Origin of the sequence: Puniceicoccus vermicola, assembly GCF_014230055.1 — a bacterium.
Classification (GTDB): Bacteria; Verrucomicrobiota; Verrucomicrobiia; order Opitutales; family Puniceicoccaceae; genus Puniceicoccus; species Puniceicoccus vermicola.
Genome location: NZ_JACHVA010000139.1, coordinates 20,847 through 36,493, shown reverse-complemented (window position 1 = coordinate 36,493; position 15,647 = coordinate 20,847). Strand labels below are relative to the sequence as shown.

The 15,647-nt window shown below is 57.3% G+C and carries 14 protein-coding genes; 8 read left to right on the top strand and 6 right to left on the bottom strand.

Features of this window, described 5'->3' with window-relative positions; genetic code table 11:
- The first annotated feature begins 7 nt into the window (after positions 1–7).
- From H5P30_RS20475 to H5P30_RS21925, 3 genes are all read left to right on the top strand, one after another.
- Complete coding sequence (locus tag H5P30_RS20475; protein WP_185694780.1) at positions 8–772, top strand: queuosine precursor transporter; 765 nt, start codon at positions 8–10, stop codon at positions 770–772.
- On the top strand, positions 769–1,962 hold the full coding sequence (tgt, locus tag H5P30_RS20470) for a tRNA guanosine(34) transglycosylase Tgt (protein WP_185694779.1): 1,194 nt from the start codon (positions 769–771) through the stop codon (positions 1,960–1,962). The genes H5P30_RS20475 and tgt overlap by 4 nt, the downstream gene beginning before the upstream one ends.
- A gap of 194 nt (positions 1,963–2,156) precedes the next feature.
- The gene (locus H5P30_RS21925) at positions 2,157–2,741 is read left to right on the top strand and encodes an OmpA family protein (protein ID WP_221774424.1); all 585 of its coding nucleotides are present in this window, start codon (positions 2,157–2,159) and stop codon (positions 2,739–2,741) included.
- A gap of 378 nt (positions 2,742–3,119) precedes the next feature.
- Here the strand turns inward: H5P30_RS21925 and H5P30_RS20460 are convergent, their stop codons facing one another.
- From H5P30_RS20460 to H5P30_RS20435, 6 genes are all read right to left on the bottom strand, one after another.
- Positions 3,120–4,067: a GDP-L-fucose synthase family protein gene (locus H5P30_RS20460; RefSeq protein WP_185694778.1), complete on the bottom strand. Its 948-nt coding sequence runs from the start codon at positions 4,065–4,067 to the stop codon at positions 3,120–3,122.
- Positions 4,068–4,076: 9 nt separating this feature from the next.
- On the bottom strand, positions 4,077–5,123 hold the full coding sequence (gene gmd / locus H5P30_RS20455) for a GDP-mannose 4,6-dehydratase (RefSeq protein ID WP_185694777.1): 1,047 nt from the start codon (positions 5,121–5,123) through the stop codon (positions 4,077–4,079).
- Positions 5,124–5,182: 59 nt separating this feature from the next.
- Complete coding sequence (murA, locus tag H5P30_RS20450) at positions 5,183–6,478, bottom strand: UDP-N-acetylglucosamine 1-carboxyvinyltransferase (RefSeq protein WP_185694776.1); 1,296 nt, start codon at positions 6,476–6,478, stop codon at positions 5,183–5,185.
- Between the two features lie 404 nt (positions 6,479–6,882).
- Positions 6,883–7,362 carry a hypothetical protein gene (locus tag H5P30_RS20445; protein ID WP_185694775.1) on the bottom strand — a complete coding sequence of 160 codons (480 nt, stop codon included), beginning with the start codon at positions 7,360–7,362 and terminating at the stop codon, positions 6,883–6,885.
- 332 nt (positions 7,363–7,694) lie between these two features.
- Positions 7,695–8,387 carry an ABC transporter ATP-binding protein gene (locus H5P30_RS20440; protein ID WP_343075457.1) on the bottom strand — a complete coding sequence of 231 codons (693 nt, stop codon included), beginning with the start codon at positions 8,385–8,387 and terminating at the stop codon, positions 7,695–7,697.
- Positions 8,380–9,609 (bottom strand): ABC transporter permease, encoded by a 1,230-nt coding sequence (locus tag H5P30_RS20435; RefSeq protein WP_185694774.1) that lies wholly within the window; start codon positions 9,607–9,609, stop codon positions 8,380–8,382. The genes H5P30_RS20440 and H5P30_RS20435 overlap by 8 nt, the downstream gene beginning before the upstream one ends.
- Before the next feature lie 145 nt (positions 9,610–9,754).
- Here H5P30_RS20435 and H5P30_RS20430 point away from each other — a divergent pair, with 145 nt between their 5' ends.
- From H5P30_RS20430 to H5P30_RS20410, 5 genes are all read left to right on the top strand, one after another.
- On the top strand, positions 9,755–10,753 hold the full coding sequence (locus H5P30_RS20430; protein ID WP_185694773.1) for a DUF481 domain-containing protein: 999 nt from the start codon (positions 9,755–9,757) through the stop codon (positions 10,751–10,753).
- 100 nt (positions 10,754–10,853) lie between these two features.
- A complete protein-coding gene (locus tag H5P30_RS20425; RefSeq protein ID WP_185694772.1) occupies positions 10,854–12,284 on the top strand; it encodes an FAD-binding oxidoreductase in 1,431 nt (476 codons plus the stop codon).
- Positions 12,285–12,305: 21 nt separating this feature from the next.
- Positions 12,306–13,061, top strand: a complete 756-nt coding sequence (locus H5P30_RS20420) for a YdcF family protein (RefSeq protein ID WP_185694771.1) — start codon at positions 12,306–12,308, stop codon at positions 13,059–13,061.
- 309 nt (positions 13,062–13,370) lie between these two features.
- Positions 13,371–14,594, top strand: coding sequence for a DUF1015 domain-containing protein (locus H5P30_RS20415; RefSeq protein WP_185694770.1), 1,224 nt, complete (start codon positions 13,371–13,373; stop codon positions 14,592–14,594).
- Between the two features lie 69 nt (positions 14,595–14,663).
- Positions 14,664–15,629 (top strand): acetyl-CoA carboxylase carboxyltransferase subunit alpha, encoded by a 966-nt coding sequence (locus H5P30_RS20410; RefSeq protein WP_185694769.1) that lies wholly within the window; start codon positions 14,664–14,666, stop codon positions 15,627–15,629.
- The last annotated feature ends 18 nt before the right edge of the window (positions 15,630–15,647 follow it).

Here is a 15,647-nt window from a genome sequence, read left to right as displayed (position 1 = left end):
TCCCGCAGTGAGGGAACTTCTCGACAGCCTCCAGGCTCTCCCACCGGAGATCATCTGGGTTTGCCTTCTGCTCACCGCGTTCGCGGTGATCCTCGTCCTCCACCGCTGGATGGGCCCCGCAGGCCTCTATGTCTACATGGCCGTCGCGATCATCGGAGGGAATCTTCATGTCCTCAAGCTGACCCAATTTTCAGTCTTTCCCGATCCGGTCGCGCTGGGGACCATCCTTTTCTCCACCACCTTTCTTTGCACTGATATTCTTACGGAGTATCACGGTGCCCCCGCGGCCCGCCGAGGGGTGATCCTCGGATTTGCCGGGTTGGTTCTCTTCGATCTCTTTCTCTTCGCGGCCCTCGCCTTCCGTCCGCTCGATCCCTCTGACGGAGCTCTCGGAGCCTCAGCCGCGCAAATGCAGGAAAACCTCGAGGCCATCTTCCTCCCCGCACCGGGGATCCTCATCGCCAGTCTTGCCGCCTATCTCATCAGCCAGTTCAACGACATCTGGGTCTTCAGCCGGTTGCGCGCCGTGACGCATGGCAAGTATCTCTGGCTCCGCAATAACCTTTCCACCTGGATTTCGGCACTGGTCGACAGCGTCGTTTTCAGTGTTCTTGCTTTCGTCGTTTTCTCCCCCGATCCCGTCGGCTGGAAACCGCTGATCTTTACCTATATACTCGGAACCTATGGGCTTCGCGTCGCCGTCGCCATTCTCGACAGCCCGATCGTCTACTGGGCCAAACCACCAAAATCCGAAACCCTTTCCCAGCCATGAGCGCCGATTCCCAATTCTCCTTCGACATCCAACAAAGTGATGCGCAAACCGCCGCCCGCACTGGACTCCTGCGCACCCCACACGGCACCATTGAGACTCCCAATTTCATCTTTTGTGCCACAAAGGCGGCCATCAAAGGAGTCACCACCGACCAGCTGCGCGAGGCGGGCGCCGACATCATCCTGTCCAACACCTATCACCTGCTCCTGCAACCCGGTCCCGATATCGTAGCCGCCCATGGCGGTCTCCACAAAATGATGGACTGGGATGGCCCGATGCTGACCGACTCCGGTGGATTCCAGATTTTCAGCATTGGCCATGGTTGGATCGCCGACGAAATCAAGGGCCGCCGCCGCATCGGTGCCCAGGGCCCGGGGGTCAAACTCTCGGAGGAAGGCGCGCGTTTCCATTCTTACGTCAATGGGGAGAAGATCCTTCTCACCCCAGAGAGCTCGATTCAGACCCAACGGAAACTCGGAGCGGATCTCATTGTCGTCCTCGACGAATGCACTCCCTTCCACGTCGAACGGGAGTACACGGCCCGCTCGATGCAGATGAGTCATCGCTGGGCCGTGCGGAGCCGCGAAGAATTCGAACGCGGGGATGACGGCACCCAAGCTCTCTACGGTATCGTGCAGGGAGGCGTTTACGAAGACCTCCGCCGCGAGAGCGCCCAGTTTGTCGCCGAGCAACCTTTCTTCGGCCAGGCCATCGGCGGATCGCTCGGCTCGGACAAAGCCCAGATGCGGGAAGTGACCGGATGGGCCCGCCGCCATCTCCGCGACGATCGCCCCACTCACCTTCTCGGAATCGGCGGCCTTCGCGACCTCTGGGAAGGGGCTGCCATGGGGATCGACACCTTTGACTGCGTGCACCCTACTCGACTCGCTCGCCATGGGGGAGCCCTCTGCCGCCCCTGGGAAAACGACGGAAAAGAACACATCAACATCAAGAATTCCCGTTTCCGCGAAGATCTCTCCCCCCTCGATGACCGTCTCATCGCACCGGCTTCACGCAATTACTCCCGCGCCTACCTGCACCACCTCTTCAAGGCGGGCGAACTTCTCGGCGGACAACTTCTCGCCATCCACAACATTGCTTTCATGACTTGGATGGCCAGCGAGATCCGCCGATCCATTCGGGAAGGAACCTTTGCCGAAGAATATCGGCGTTGGACCGGAAAATCATAGGTAAATGCTTGGATTCGCCGCAAAAGATTTCGCGGGAGCCCGTCGAGGTTCCTTTACTTTTCCAAGAAATTAGTATCCACCTTTTTACCGTGGATTGAACTCCACCCTTGCATTTTTCATTTTTCACCAACGATTTTCTTTCCCTGCTAAAGAAAGGCTTTACGCTGTAGGGAATTTCTCCAACCATACGAACCATGCGTCTTCACCATCGTATCTGCCTCGGAATCGCTCTTCTCGCTGCCCTCTCCGCTTGTACCAAGACTCCCAAGCCCGATCCGAGCGCCACGGTGATTGGACAAAGCCCGACACGCCCGGACTTTAATACTCTTCCCAAGGATCCGTCATTTAGCACAAATCCTGGCGCATCTGCTTACAACGAAGACCTCTCCGGTGAAGGCCTGATGCCACGCGACTCGGCCTTCAACATTCTCGAAGGCGAACAGATCCGTAACGTTTTCCCCACCATCTATTTCGATTTTGACCAGAGTTTTGTTCGCCCGGTCGATCGCTCCACTCTCGAGCAAGTTGCTGACGCCCTGCGCGCCGCTCCCGATGACTATCTTCTCATCGAAGGATACTGCGACTGGAAAGGCACAACGGAGTACAATCTCGCTCTCGGTGACCGCCGCGCGACCAGCGTGAAGGACTATATCATCAGCCTCGGCATCGACCCTTCCCGGGTCGAGATTCTCTCCAAAGGGGATCTTGAAGCCGCTCCGGACGCCGGCCCCGAAGGCCGTGCCCTCGACCGTAAGGCCGAGCTGGTCATCGTTCGCTAAGGAAATCCCGCCGGAGCTGGAAGCTCTCACTACTTTTTGTGGGTGGGTTTCTTAAGCACCCACCGCCCAGTCGACGAGGATCGACAGCTTTGACAGAAGAGCTTCCTCTCGCCGATACGAAGCTCTTCTCCTTTCCTACGTAATTGAGAGAGCTGGAAGCTCTCACTACTTTTTGTGGGTGGGTTGCTTAAGCGCCCACCACCCAGTCGACGAGGATGGACAGCTTTGGCGGAACCTCTTCCTCGTAAGAGGACTATAAAACTCCTCCCATGCAAGCAGGGGAGGTGCTTCCATCGGAAGCGGAGGGGTCATGTTTTAGCCAGCTACTCAGCCCTTGCTCTACGGTCCAAGTAAGAAGAGGGGCCCCAGCCAAGAAGGCTACAAGCGGACGGAACCGTCAGCTAGACCCTCGCAAAACTCGCGGTAGGTGCGTTCGAGTCCCTCTTTGAGAGAAATCTTGGCGTCCCAGCCCGTTTCCCGGATGCGGGAGATATCGGTTAGCTTGCGAGGCGTGCCATCTGGCTTAGAGGGGTCAAAGACCAACTCCCCTTGAAACCCGACGACACTGGCAATCGTCTCGGCGAGTTCGCGAATCGAGCAATCGACTCCCGTCCCCACATTCACCCAATCGGGCGGATTCTCGAGGGAGAGGAGGTGAAGCACCGCTTCCGCCAGATCATCGACGTGAAGGAATTCGCGCAAGGGCGTTCCCGTTCCCCAAACCACGACTTCGGACTTCTTTGCCTCAGCCGCCTCGTGAAAACGGCGGATCAAACCGGGGAGAACGTGGGAGTTCTCCGGATGATAGTTGTCTCCCGTCCCATAAAGGTTGGTCGGCATCGCCGAGTGAAAGAGCACCCCATACTGTTTGCGGTAATATTGACAGAGCTTGAGGATCGCGATTTTCGCCAAAGCGTAGGCTTCGTTGGTCTTCTCCAAAGGAGAGGTCAGGAGCGAATCCTCAGGGATCGGCTGCGGCGCTTCCCGCGGATAGATACAGGTGCTCCCGAGATTCAAGAGCCGCCCTACTCCCGCTTTGTAGGAACCGTGAACGAGGTTCAGCCCCATGGCTAGGTTCTCGTGAAGAAACTCCGCAGGATAGGTGTTATTGGCGTAGATGCCTCCGACCTTTGCGGCAGAATTCACGACCACATCGGGCCGTTGATCCATGAGGAACTCAAGCGTTGGCTCTTCACGGGTGAGGTCCACCTCAGTGCGGCGAACCGTGATGATATTGGTAAAGCCCGCCGCCTTGAGCTTGCGGACCACACCACTCCCCACCATCCCCCGGTGGCCTGCCACGAAAATTTTCGAGTCAGGAGTCATGCGAAATCATCAGAAACCGCGGCGGGCGACTTTGTCGTAGTCCGCGCGGGCCATCAATCGAGCCAATTCGGCAAACTTGGTCTTCGCTTCCCAGCCCAACTTTTCCTTGGCCTTGGTCGCATCTCCAATCAGAAGGTCGACTTCGGCTGGGCGGAAATAATTCGGATCGACGACAACGACTTTCTTGCCGGTCTTCGCATCGATTCCGACCTCGTCGACACCTTCGCCTTCCCAGTTCAGAGTAATGTCCAGTTCGCCAAAGGCTTCGCTGACAAACTCCCGAACGGTTCGCGTTTCGTTGGTCGCGAGGACAAAATCGTCCGGCTCTTCGTGCTGAAGGATGCGCCACATGCCTTCGACATACTCGGGGGCATAACCCCAGTCGCGCTTGGCATCCATATTCCCCAGCTTCAGGTCTTCCTGAAGGCCGTGAGCGATTCGGGCGGCCGCGCGGGTAATCTTGCGGGTCACAAAGGTCTCCCCACGACGCGGGGATTCGTGATTGAAGAGAATCCCGTTGCAGGCGTGGATTCCGTAGGACTCACGGTAATTCACAATGATCCAAAAACCGTAAAGCTTGGCGACCCCGTAAGGTGAACGTGGGTAAAACGGGGTCTTCTCTGTCTGTGGAACCTCCTGCACCTTGCCATAGAGTTCACTGGTCGAGGCTTGGTAAAAACGAGTCCGCAATCCGGTCTCCTTGATCGCGTCGAGGAAACGAAGAGTTCCGATCGCATCCACGTCAGCCGTATACTCCGGCACCTCAAAGGAGACTTTCACGTGGCTCATGGCCCCGAGGTTATAAATCTCGTCCGGCTGAACTTTCTCTAAGAGTCGGTTCAGATTACTGGAGTCCGTCAAATCTCCATGATGGAGGAAAAGGGTTTGTCCGTGCACCTCAGGGTCATTGAAGAGGTGATCAATTCGTCCAGTGTTGAACGAGCTTGAACGTCGAACCATCCCGTGGACTTCATACCCTTTTTCCAGCAGCAATTCTGCGAGGTATGAACCGTCCTGACCGGTGATTCCGGTCAAAAGAGCAACTTTTTTAGCCATAACTAAATCCTTTTATATTGTTGAAAGAGTGGTGAAAGCGAGAGGCAAATGCTCTGACACTAATCCTCCCCGAGCAAGTGCTTAGGCATTTCTGCCGCAGGTAGACGTTCGACCGAAGCACCAACATCCCGAAGCTTCTCGTCCATGCGCTGGTACCCTCGGTCCAAGTGGTAAACCCGCTGAATCCAAGTGTCCCCATCGGCGACCAGGCCCGCGAGGACCAATGCAGCACTCGCCCGCAGATCCGAAGCCATGACGGGCGCACCGGAGAGTTTCTTCACCCCTTTTACGATGCAGGAGGCCCCTTCGATGGCCAAATCCGCACCCATTCGCTGGAGTTCGGACACGTGCATGAAGCGGTTCGGGTAAATCCGTTCCGTGAGCACACTGATGCCCGGGGTCACCGCCATCAGGGTGCACATCTGCGCTTGGAGGTCGGTCGGGAAGCCGGGATGCGGCAGCGTAATCAGGTCTACTGGAATGCGTGGTCCCGAGGCATGGACAGTCCAAAGCCCCTCTCTGTAAATCAAATCGACACCGGCCTCCTCCATCTTGTCGTGCAGGGCTCCCAACATCGAGGGAGGGGCTCCTTTCACTTCCAAATCGGAGCCCGTGAGCGCGGCCGCGATGAGATAGGTTCCGGTCTCGATACGGTCATCAATCACGGTGTGGTCGACGCCGCGGAGAGCATCGATCCCGTGCACGATCAGAGTCGGGCTCCCGACGCCTTCAATCTGCGCCCCCATTTTTCCGAGAACTGCGCAGAGGTCGACGATTTCTGGCTCGCAGGCGGCACACTCGATTCGAGTCGTTCCCGGAGTGGTCACTGCTGCCATGAGAAGATTCGCCGTACCCGTCACAGTGCTGCCGTAACGCCCCCCGAGGAAAACCCCTCCACCCCGGCGATTCGATCCGTCTACCTGCAGGTAGCCGGCCTCGACATCGACTTTGCACGAAAGTTTTCGCAGCCCTTTTAAATGCAGATCAATCGGTCGAGGCCCGATGACGCAGCCTCCGGGCATGGAAACCTTCGCTTCTCCCAGACGCCCAACCAAGGAGCCGAGAAGGCAAATGGACGCCCTCATCTTCCGCACCAACTCGTAGGGAGCCTCGGAGCGAACTTCTTGAGCTCGGATCCGCCATACCCCATCTCCTTCCTCAACGACCGATGCCCCCACATGCTCGAGGATACGCCCCATGTAGCGGACATCGCTCAGATCCGGGACATTGCGAATGATGCATTCTTCTTCCGTGAGCAGGCAGGCCGCAAATATCGGGAGCACCGAGTTCTTCGCGCCTCCCGCCGTGATACGACCCTTCAGCGGGCGTCCGCCCTTAATCCGAATAACATCCATACTGAAAAATAAACCGGAAGATCAGGACTCCCTAGAGTCTTTTTTCTCAAACTCACCCGGAGTTCGGCGCTTGCGGGCCGAACGGGAATCCCTCAGCGAACGGCGGGCATAGCGCCCCGGAACCTCCACGGAATCGTTCAAGCTCCGATCGGAAACGACGTCGATCATCGGACTAGGAGCACGTGCTGGCTTCGAACCGGACCCCTGCCTCCTGGACCGGGAGGAGGACCCTGATCCCCGGCTCCCCGAGGAGGATCTTCTGGACGAATCCGAGCGGGGCCGTTTTTCCCGAGAATCAGAACCGGAATCGCCCGATTTCTCGGCCGCATCCTTTCGAGTCAGTTCTTCGTTTGCAGGCTTTGCTGGAGGAACGGGCTTAGCAGAAGGGCGGGAGTAGCGCTCTGCTACACTACTCGAATCAGCCTCAGATATCTTTCGTTCCTCGACTGCCGGGTGCAATTCTCCCGTCCGGAACGTTTTCGAAGATTTTTGGGCATTCGCTGACGGAGAAGGACTCGAAGGCGAAGAATCACGCCCCTCACTTTTCTGACGATCCCCACTGTTTTGACGATCCCCACTGCGGCGGCGGCTCCGGGAGCGGCGACGTTTTTGGCCCGAAGAGCGTTGCGAATCCGACGAAGAGGAATTTTCACCCTCGCCCCCTCTCGAGCGACTTCCCTGCGAGCGAGAACCCTGCGACCTGGATCCTTCCGCGCGGGAACCCTCCGATCGCGAGCTTTCCGAGCGCGAACCAGATCGACGTCCTCCGCGACTTCGTGATCCATTACCCCTTCCTTGTGAGGAGCTGCGGCTTCCAGAGCCAGAGGAGGAACGGGACCCTCTCTGGGAACTGGAGCGTCCTTGCGGACGACCTGGACGTTCACTCTTCGGCGAACCTCCGCCGAAAAGAGCCCGAAAAAATCCTCCGATCATTCCCAGAAACGTTTCCTCTTTCGGAAGAGATACCGAGGATCTCCGCGAGGGACGAGGCGATCGGCTCGAACGAGGACGGTCGGAACTGCTCTTTTTTCGGTCAGGACCAGGACTCCGTCTTTTACTGCGACTGGGGCTGTAAGTCTCGGTAACATTCTCCGGCCGGTGAGGACGGGCATCTTCAAAATCGGGCATATCTACGATATGATCGACCAGCATCAATGTTTGCCACAAGAAAAATCTAGCTCCGGAATAGACCTGAACTGCGAATTGCGAACGAAACTCAACTTTTCGTCAATACGCCGTCGTGTAAGAGCCAGTGCTCGTCACAGGCTTTGGCGAAATGGGGGCTATGCGTCACCAGAACAAGCGAAACCCCTTGCTCTTCAACCAATTGTAACAACATCTGCATCGTCGCCTCTCCGGTTTTCTCATCCAGATTCCCGGTGGGTTCATCGGCGAGGAGAATGGGAGGATTATTGAGAATGGCCCGCGCGACTGCCACACGCTGGCGCTCTCCTCCCGACATCTTCCCGGGCAACTGACGCTCCCGATTCCCGAGCCCGACTCGGTCGAGTAAAAAGCGGGCACGGTCTTTCACCTGCGCGTCTACCCTTCCCGCGATCCGAGCCGCAAAAAGAACATTCTCCAAAGCGGTCATCTCTCCGACCAGATGGTAGGATTGGAACACCAGCCCGAGCCGGACCGCTCTCTCGGCGGCCAATCGCCGGGCATTCCACCCGCTAATCGCGTCGTTTCCCCAAGAAATTTCTCCGGAGTCAATCCCCTCCAATCCCGCGAACAAATGCAACAAGGTCGATTTACCCGACCCCGATTCGCCGCGAATACTGGCCGAAGCTCCTTTGCGGATGGAGAAATCCAGACCCCGCAACACTTCCAGTTGCCCCCCTGGAATCAGGAAAGACTTGCGAACCGCGCGGGCACTGAGCACCGAATCCATGGCTTCCTCACTCACTGCGCAAAGCCTCCGCCGGTTGAAGTTTGGCCGCCCGCCAGGCCGGAATCAGTCCGGCAAGGGTGGAGACCAGAATCGAGAACGCGGTCACGATGATAAAATCCGAAAGAATGTAGTGCGAGGGCAGATAGGAGAACCCATAGGCATCGACCAAGGCCTGCCCCCGGCCCGTGATCTGGGCAAAGAGGTGGAAAATGTTGTTGCGAAAATGAAGGGCCAAAAGCGCCAGTCCGATCCCGATAATCGTTCCAACCGTGCCAATCAAAAATCCCTGAAGGCAAAAACAGGCCCCAATTCCAAAACGCGAAGCCCCCATCGCCGAGAGCAATCCGATCTCCCGGGTTTTCCGGATTACCGCCATCATCAAGGAGATCGCGATCGAGAAGGAGGCGACGAGAACGATGAAAATCATAATGAAAAACATCATCGTCTTCTCCAGCCGAAGAACGAAAAGGAAGTTGCTGTTCATCTCCATCCAGGTCTTTGCCCGAAAACTGTCGCTCAACTGGTCATTCAGGGTTGCGGCAAAGGTCGTCGGATCGGCCGAAGGATCAAGCTTCAGGATGATCCCATGAACACTGTCTTCGAGACCGTAAAGCTCCTGCATTGTCCGCAAAGTCACGACGACCGTCCGCGAATCGACCTCATTCCAGCCAGTCTCAAAAATCCCCGCTACCCGCAAGTTGATCGGTCGAATGACCTCATCCACCTTCATCCTGTCCAGCATCAGAGGCGTGTAGACCGATACCTCAGACCCCACCCCGAGCCCTAGCTCACGCGAAACTCCCGAGCTGACAAATATCGACCGGTCATCCAAATCATCCAAGGTTCCCGAATACAGGAACTCCTCGAAGGGCAACACATCCGGTCCCTTCTCCAAGTCGAGGCCCCAAACATAAGGGAAAAGAGGCCGATTTACCGACTGAAGCATCACCACCCCGTAAGCCAGTGGGGCCGCCGCCGCGACCTCAGGACGTTCCTCCAGATCCTCTACCCAGCTTTCCCAATCCATAATTGGATGACTGCTCACGATCTGAACGTCCCCATTGGTCTTGGCGAGGCTGGTCCGGATATCATGAACAAATCCGTTCATGACGCTTTGCACCACGAGAAGGACCATGACCCCCAAAGCCACACCGGTCACAGAAATGAGCGCGAAGAACGACAAGACCCTTCCCGAAGGAAAAATCTGCTTCAGCGCTGCATAGAAATACCAAGGCATGGGCGGAAGCTAGCTGCGGTTTCTCCCAAAACCAAGTGGGTTTTCGTAAATTTCAAATTCTACCGGACTCCCATGATGATTTTCAGGCGCACTGGGACTTAAAGGGTTGCAAACCCGCTCCGATTACAAAAACCATAGTTCTAGAATGAAAGTATCGGTTCTCGCTCTCCTTACGTCTTGTTTCTCGCTGTTGGCAATCACTCAACTGCAAGGAGACGTCGTCACTCTGAAAAATGGAGATTCCATCTCCGGCAAAGTTCTCGAAGAGAGCGCTACCGAGGTAGTTCTTGATTCTCCGATCCTCGGTAAGGTCACCCTTCCCAAGGAACAGGTGCAGAAAGTTCAGAAGGATGCCGAAGAGGAAACCAAGGAGACCGTCGAGAAGACGGAAGAGGCCGAGGAAGTTCCAGGTGCCGACATCGAACCGGGAATGAGCGTTTCCGAACGCTACTGGGAAGCCTTTACCAGCGCCATTTTCCCGAAAGGATTCACCGGAGAATTCGTCCTCGGCTACAACTATTCCGAATCCTCTGACATTCAGAGCGGGATCCAACTCGGGCTGAAGGGTAAATACGTGAACGGCAAGCACTCCGTCACGGGCGACGTTTTCTACGCCTACACTCGCAAAAAGGATGCCGATGGAAATGTCACCAAGCCAACCGACAAGCACGGCCTCAATGCTGCTTACGAATACGACATCCAGGACCCATTCTTCTTCCGCGCTTCCGAGAAGTATCTCGTCGACCGTGTTAAGAAACTCGAACCGCAGAACGACATCAACGCCCTCCTCGGATGGCGCGCGCTGGACCAAGAGAAACTCTCCCTCGACTTCGCGGTCGGGCCGGGCGCTCGATATCAGAAGACTCCTAACACTTCCGGTGAGTGGGATCCTCTCGTAACTTTCCTGCAAAGCTCCTTCTACCAGTTCAACCAATCCATGCGCTTCGACGAGAAGATCGACTATTCCGTCGATCCCTCGGACACCGGCTCATACAGCCTCCTCTTCGAAGTTTCCGCCTCCGTCCGCCTGACCTCATTTGCCGAGCCTAAGATCATTTACCGCAACTCCTACGATTCGACAGTGGGTGCTGGCGGGATCAAGCGGGAGCAGTCGCTCCTCGTGGCTCTGGCCGTTCCTTTCTGATCGGATCAGCTGACCCGCGCGCCTTTCTATCGAAGAGAGGCCGTGTTGGAAAATCCGAATTGGGAGTGGTCATCTCACCAGAACCTGACTTTCTTGCACCATGCCTGATTCAGTAGCGCTGCAGTCTCTCAAAGAGACTCTAGGAGAACGCGTTCGCACCGACGAAGAGAGCCTTTACCGAAATTCCTTCGATGGCATGCGCTTGGCGTTTGCCCATGAGGCAGACATCCAAGTCGACCAACCCGAGCAGATCGGTGAGGTTCTCCGCCTCGCGAATCAATATAGGGTGCCGGTTACGACGCGCGGTGCCGGCACATCTCTAACCGGCTCCGCCAGTCCCGCGAAAGGGGGGTGGGTGCTGCGGCTCGACGGCCTCAACGACCTGGAAATCGATCCGCTGAACCAGTTTGCCCACGTCGGACCCGGCGTCGTCGTGAACGATCTTCAGCAGGCCGCCAAGCAGGAAGGCCTCTTCTACCCGCCCGACCCGTCCTCCGTCCGCTACTGCACCATCGGCGGCAACATCGCCTGCAACGCCGGTGGAATGCGCTGCCTGAAATACGGCGTCACCCGTGACTATGTCGTCGCCCTGAAAGGATACCTCCCGACCGGAGAATCGGTCTCTTGGAGCTGCGACACCAAAAAATTTGCCACAGGCTACAATGTCCGGGACCTGTGGATTGGCAGCGAAGGCACTCTGGGAATTGTCACGGCGGCAACCCTCAAGCTGATCCCAGTGCCCCAAACAACTTGGAGCCTCCTCGCCGCCTTTCCGAGCGAACGAGAAGCGCTAAAGGCCGTCGAATCCATCATCGGAAGACGGATCGGCCCCGCTGTCCTCGAATTCCTGGACCGCCCCAGTGTCCGTGGTGCCGAGGCCGCCTTTAACCAACCCATTTTTGACGGAATGCCCGGCCGCAGCCTCCTCCTCATCCAACTCGATGGATCGGAAGCTGAGGTCACCACCGCCCAACAAGAACTCCTCGAATGGGCCAAACAGGAAGCAGAAGCCTTCCGCCCCGCTCCCAGCCCGGAAGAGGCGGAGGAACTCTGGAACATTCGCCGCGCCTGCTCCAGCGCCATGTTCGAACTGGGGGACAGCAAGTTAAACGAGGATGTCGTCGTTCCGATCCACCGACAAGCTGAACTCATCGACGAGGTTGAACGGATTCGGTCCCAGCATCAGGTTGCGATCGCCGTCTTCGGCCACGCCGGCGACGGAAACCTCCACGTCAACATCATGCACCACCGCGATGACCCTGCGGAGTCGAAGCGCGCCCGCGAAGCCCTCGGCGAAGTCATGCAAAGCGTCGTCGATCTGGATGGAGCCATCAGCGGCGAGCACGGGGTCGGCCTGGCCAAAAGCCCTTTCCTCAGCCTCCAGCTCGGTGAGGCCGAGATCGCGATCATGCGCAAGATTAAGGACGCCTTTGACCCCAACGGCATCCTCAATCCCGGAAAGCTGTTCGAACCCTACGAGGTCTGGAACAAGAAGAAGGAGATTTATCGATTCCCCTGGGACCATCGGTAAACGCGGCAATCAACTCTCCCGATGACCACCTTCCTTCTCCGCAAACTGATATCGGCTCTTCTATATCCCCCGACCTTTTGCCTCCTCATCGCCTGCGCGGGATTTCTACTCGTGGTCAGCGGCCGTTTTCTCAAAACCGGCACAGTCCTCTTGGGCATCGGCCTCCTCGGTCTTCTATTTCTCTCCATTCCCGCGTTCCAGCAACCCTTCATTCGGTGGATAGAGAGTGAGCCGGACAATAATCCCCCGGAGGATGTAACCGCCATCGTCGTTCTCGGTAGTGGCGTCAACGCCTGGGACTCCCCGTCCCCGCCCTCCAGCCAGCTCAGTTCATCGAGCCTCTCACGGGCCATGGAAGGAATCCGCCTCGCCAAACACTACCCCGACATCCCCCTGATTTTCACCGGAGGAACCATCGGCCAACGCCCCGCCTCCTCCGCCGCCATGGCGGCCCTAGCCCGAGAACTCGGAATCCGCCCCGACCGCATCCTCGCCTTCGACTCCCCGACCTCCACTTGGGAAGAGGCCCAGCGCACCGCCCAAGAAATCGAACCCGGAAAAATCCTCCTAGTCTCCTCAGCCCTCCACGTCCCCCGGGCCGCCGTCCTCTTTACCAAAACGGGATTCAACCCCATCCCCGCCCCCACCGATTTCCTCGCCGACGAGTCCTCCACCGACCTACTCGACTTCCTCCCCAGCGCCAACGCCTGGCTCAACTGGCAACGCCTCTTCCACGAAATCTACGGCAGAGCCTGGGCTCGCCTCACCAGTCATTAAAGGGCTCCGTGAGGGTGCTTGGGAAAGCATGCCGCCGCCCAGTAGGAATCGAGTCGCCTTCAGCCATCGCGGATCATCGGCCAGTCCATCGCAACCTGCTTTCTCCCCAGTTCACCGAACCGCAGACCTTCACCCACCCCTCCACTTCAGCTCAAGAAGACCGGGATCATTGACAATGTAAAGGTTTTTTTAACCTGGTTAATTATATTACGGAAGTCCCTTTCTTTCATGGAGTTCTGGATCCCATCTTCGAAAAAGGAAAATTAAGCCTCGTCTGAAAGGTGTATCATTGGCTAGAAGCGACCCCCTATGCGTATCCGATCCTTTCAGGGGCTCCGTCCCTCCACTGAAGCCGTAGCCAACGTCGTTTCCCTTCCATACGATGTGGTCTCCACTGAGGAGGCTCGCGAACTCGCCGAGGGGAAGCCGGAGAGCATGCTGCATGTGGTCCGCGCCGAGATTGATTTTCCGGAGGGGCAGAACCCCTACGCGGATGAGGTCTACGCAAAAGCGGTTGAGAACTTTAAGAAACTCCAGGAGAGCGGAGCGTTGGTTCGCGAGAGTGAGCCTTGCCTCTTTCTCTATCGTCAGAAGATGGGCGAGCACAGTCAGACTGGAGTCGTGGCGGTGAGCCATGTCGACGATTACGATGCGGGAAAGATCAAGCGTCACGAGAGGACTCGGGTCGCCAAGGAAAATGACCGCACTCGTCTCACCAAGGAAATGGGTGCCAATGCCGGGCCGGTTTTCCTTACCTTCCGCGACGACGCTCGGATTCACTCCCTCGTCGATGCACATTGCCGCGAAACTCCCCTCTACGACCTAACGGCACCGGATGGCATTCAGCACACGGTCTGGCGGGTTCCGGGCGGTAGCGAATTTGTCGAAGCCTTCAAGAATGTGGGCGCTTTCTACATTGCCGACGGGCACCACCGCGCCGCTAGTGCCGCACGAGTCGGCCGCGAATCCCGCGAGGCGAATCCGAACCATACTGGCGAAGAAGACTACAACTGGTTTCTCTCCGTATTGTTTCCAGCTCAAGAGCTGAAGATCCTCGCCTACAATCGCCTAGTCCTCGACAAGAATGGCCTCTCCGACGAGGAAATCCTCGACAAGATTGGAGCCGTGGCCGAGGTCCGTGCCGACGCCGACGCCGAGCCCACCGAACCGCGTGAGATTCGTTTTTATCTTGGCGGAAAATGGTACGGCATCCGTCTTGAGCCCGAGGAGGGCGCGGACCCCGTCTCTTCTCTCGACGTTAGCCTGCTTCAAGACCGCATCCTCGATCCCATTTTCGGAATCGGCGATCCCCGCACCGACGAGCGTATCGAGTTCGTTGGCGGAATCCGGGGCACTGGTTTCCTCGAGCAACGGGTCGACGACGGCAAGGCTGGCATTGCCTTCAGCCTCTATCCAGTTCTTGTCGAACAACTAATGGATATTGCGGACGCCGATGCGGTCATGCCGCCAAAGAGCACATGGTTTGAGCCGAAACTCCGTTCCGGATTTGCGATTCACACCTTTGACATTTGACCGAAATGGGGGCGAGGAAGCGACGCCATCCCCATTGACACCACGAAAACCGACCCTTTAGCTCTTTTTATGGAAAAGTCCGAGTTTACTCTGGAATTCGAGAAACCCCTCCGCGAACTCGAAGGCCAGCTACGGCGCCTGCAGGAAACCTCCGAGCAGAGCAACATGGATGTGTCTGAAGAAATTCAGGCGATCGAAGGAAAGATCGAGAAGACCAAACGTGAGGTCTACTCTGGTCTGACCGTTTGGCAGCGGGTGCAACTGGCCCGCCACCCCAAGCGTCCGACCTCCCTCGACCACATCGCCAACATCTTCACCGGATTCGAGGAAATCCACGGCGATCGCCTTTTCAAAGACGATCCGGCCTTTGTCGGTGGTCCAGCCTTCTTCAACGGTCGTCCCGTCATGGTCATCGGCCAGCAGAAGGGGCGCGACACAAAAGGCAACCTACGCCGCAATTTCGGGTGTCCGCATCCGGAAGGTTACCGCAAGGCCTTGCGTCTCATGCGGATGGCGGAAAAGTTCGACATGCCGATCATCTCCCTCATCGACACTCCGGGGGCTTTCCCCGGGATCGGTGCCGAGGAGCGCCACGTCGCAGAAGCGATCGCAGTAAACATCCGGGAAATGAGCCTCTTCAAGGTGCCGATCATCGCGATCGTCATCGGTGAAGGAGGTTCCGGTGGCGCCTTGGGTGTCGCCTTGGCGGACTCCGTCCTCATCCTTGAGAACGCCTACTATTCCGTCATCTCTCCAGAGGGCTGCGCCGCCATCCTCTGGAAGGATCGCAAATTTGCCCCGGAAGCCGCCGAGGCCCTCGGTCTCAGTGGAAAATCGCTCCTCGAACACGGAGTCGTCGATGAAGTCATCCCGGAACCCTTCGGCGGAGCTCAATCCGACCCGAAGGAGACCTCCGAGAGCCTGCGCACGGCCATCGGGCGCCATTTGAACAAGTTCGGAAAGATGAAAACCGAAAATCTGCTCCAGCATCGTTACGACCGATTCCGCAAGCTGGGCGTTTATTCCGAGCAATAGAATACGCTAGCCCCGACA

Coding starts and splice junctions, on each gene's coding strand:
- H5P30_RS20420 (WP_185694771.1), top strand. CDS start 12,306: ATGACCACCTTCCTTCTCCGCAAACTGATATCGGCTCTTCTATATCCC.
- murA (WP_185694776.1), bottom strand. CDS start 6,478: ATGGATGTTATTCGGATTAAGGGCGGACGCCCGCTGAAGGGTCGTATC.
- H5P30_RS20460 (WP_185694778.1), bottom strand. CDS start 4,067: ATGACTCCTGACTCGAAAATTTTCGTGGCAGGCCACCGGGGGATGGTG.
- H5P30_RS20435 (WP_185694774.1), bottom strand. CDS start 9,609: ATGCCTTGGTATTTCTATGCAGCGCTGAAGCAGATTTTTCCTTCGGGA.
- H5P30_RS21925 (WP_221774424.1), top strand. CDS start 2,157: ATGCGTCTTCACCATCGTATCTGCCTCGGAATCGCTCTTCTCGCTGCC.
- H5P30_RS20410 (WP_185694769.1), top strand. CDS start 14,664: ATGGAAAAGTCCGAGTTTACTCTGGAATTCGAGAAACCCCTCCGCGAA.
- H5P30_RS20415 (WP_185694770.1), top strand. CDS start 13,371: ATGCGTATCCGATCCTTTCAGGGGCTCCGTCCCTCCACTGAAGCCGTA.
- tgt (WP_185694779.1), top strand. CDS start 769: ATGAGCGCCGATTCCCAATTCTCCTTCGACATCCAACAAAGTGATGCG.
- H5P30_RS20430 (WP_185694773.1), top strand. CDS start 9,755: ATGAAAGTATCGGTTCTCGCTCTCCTTACGTCTTGTTTCTCGCTGTTG.
- gmd (WP_185694777.1), bottom strand. CDS start 5,123: ATGGCTAAAAAAGTTGCTCTTTTGACCGGAATCACCGGTCAGGACGGT.
- H5P30_RS20425 (WP_185694772.1), top strand. CDS start 10,854: ATGCCTGATTCAGTAGCGCTGCAGTCTCTCAAAGAGACTCTAGGAGAA.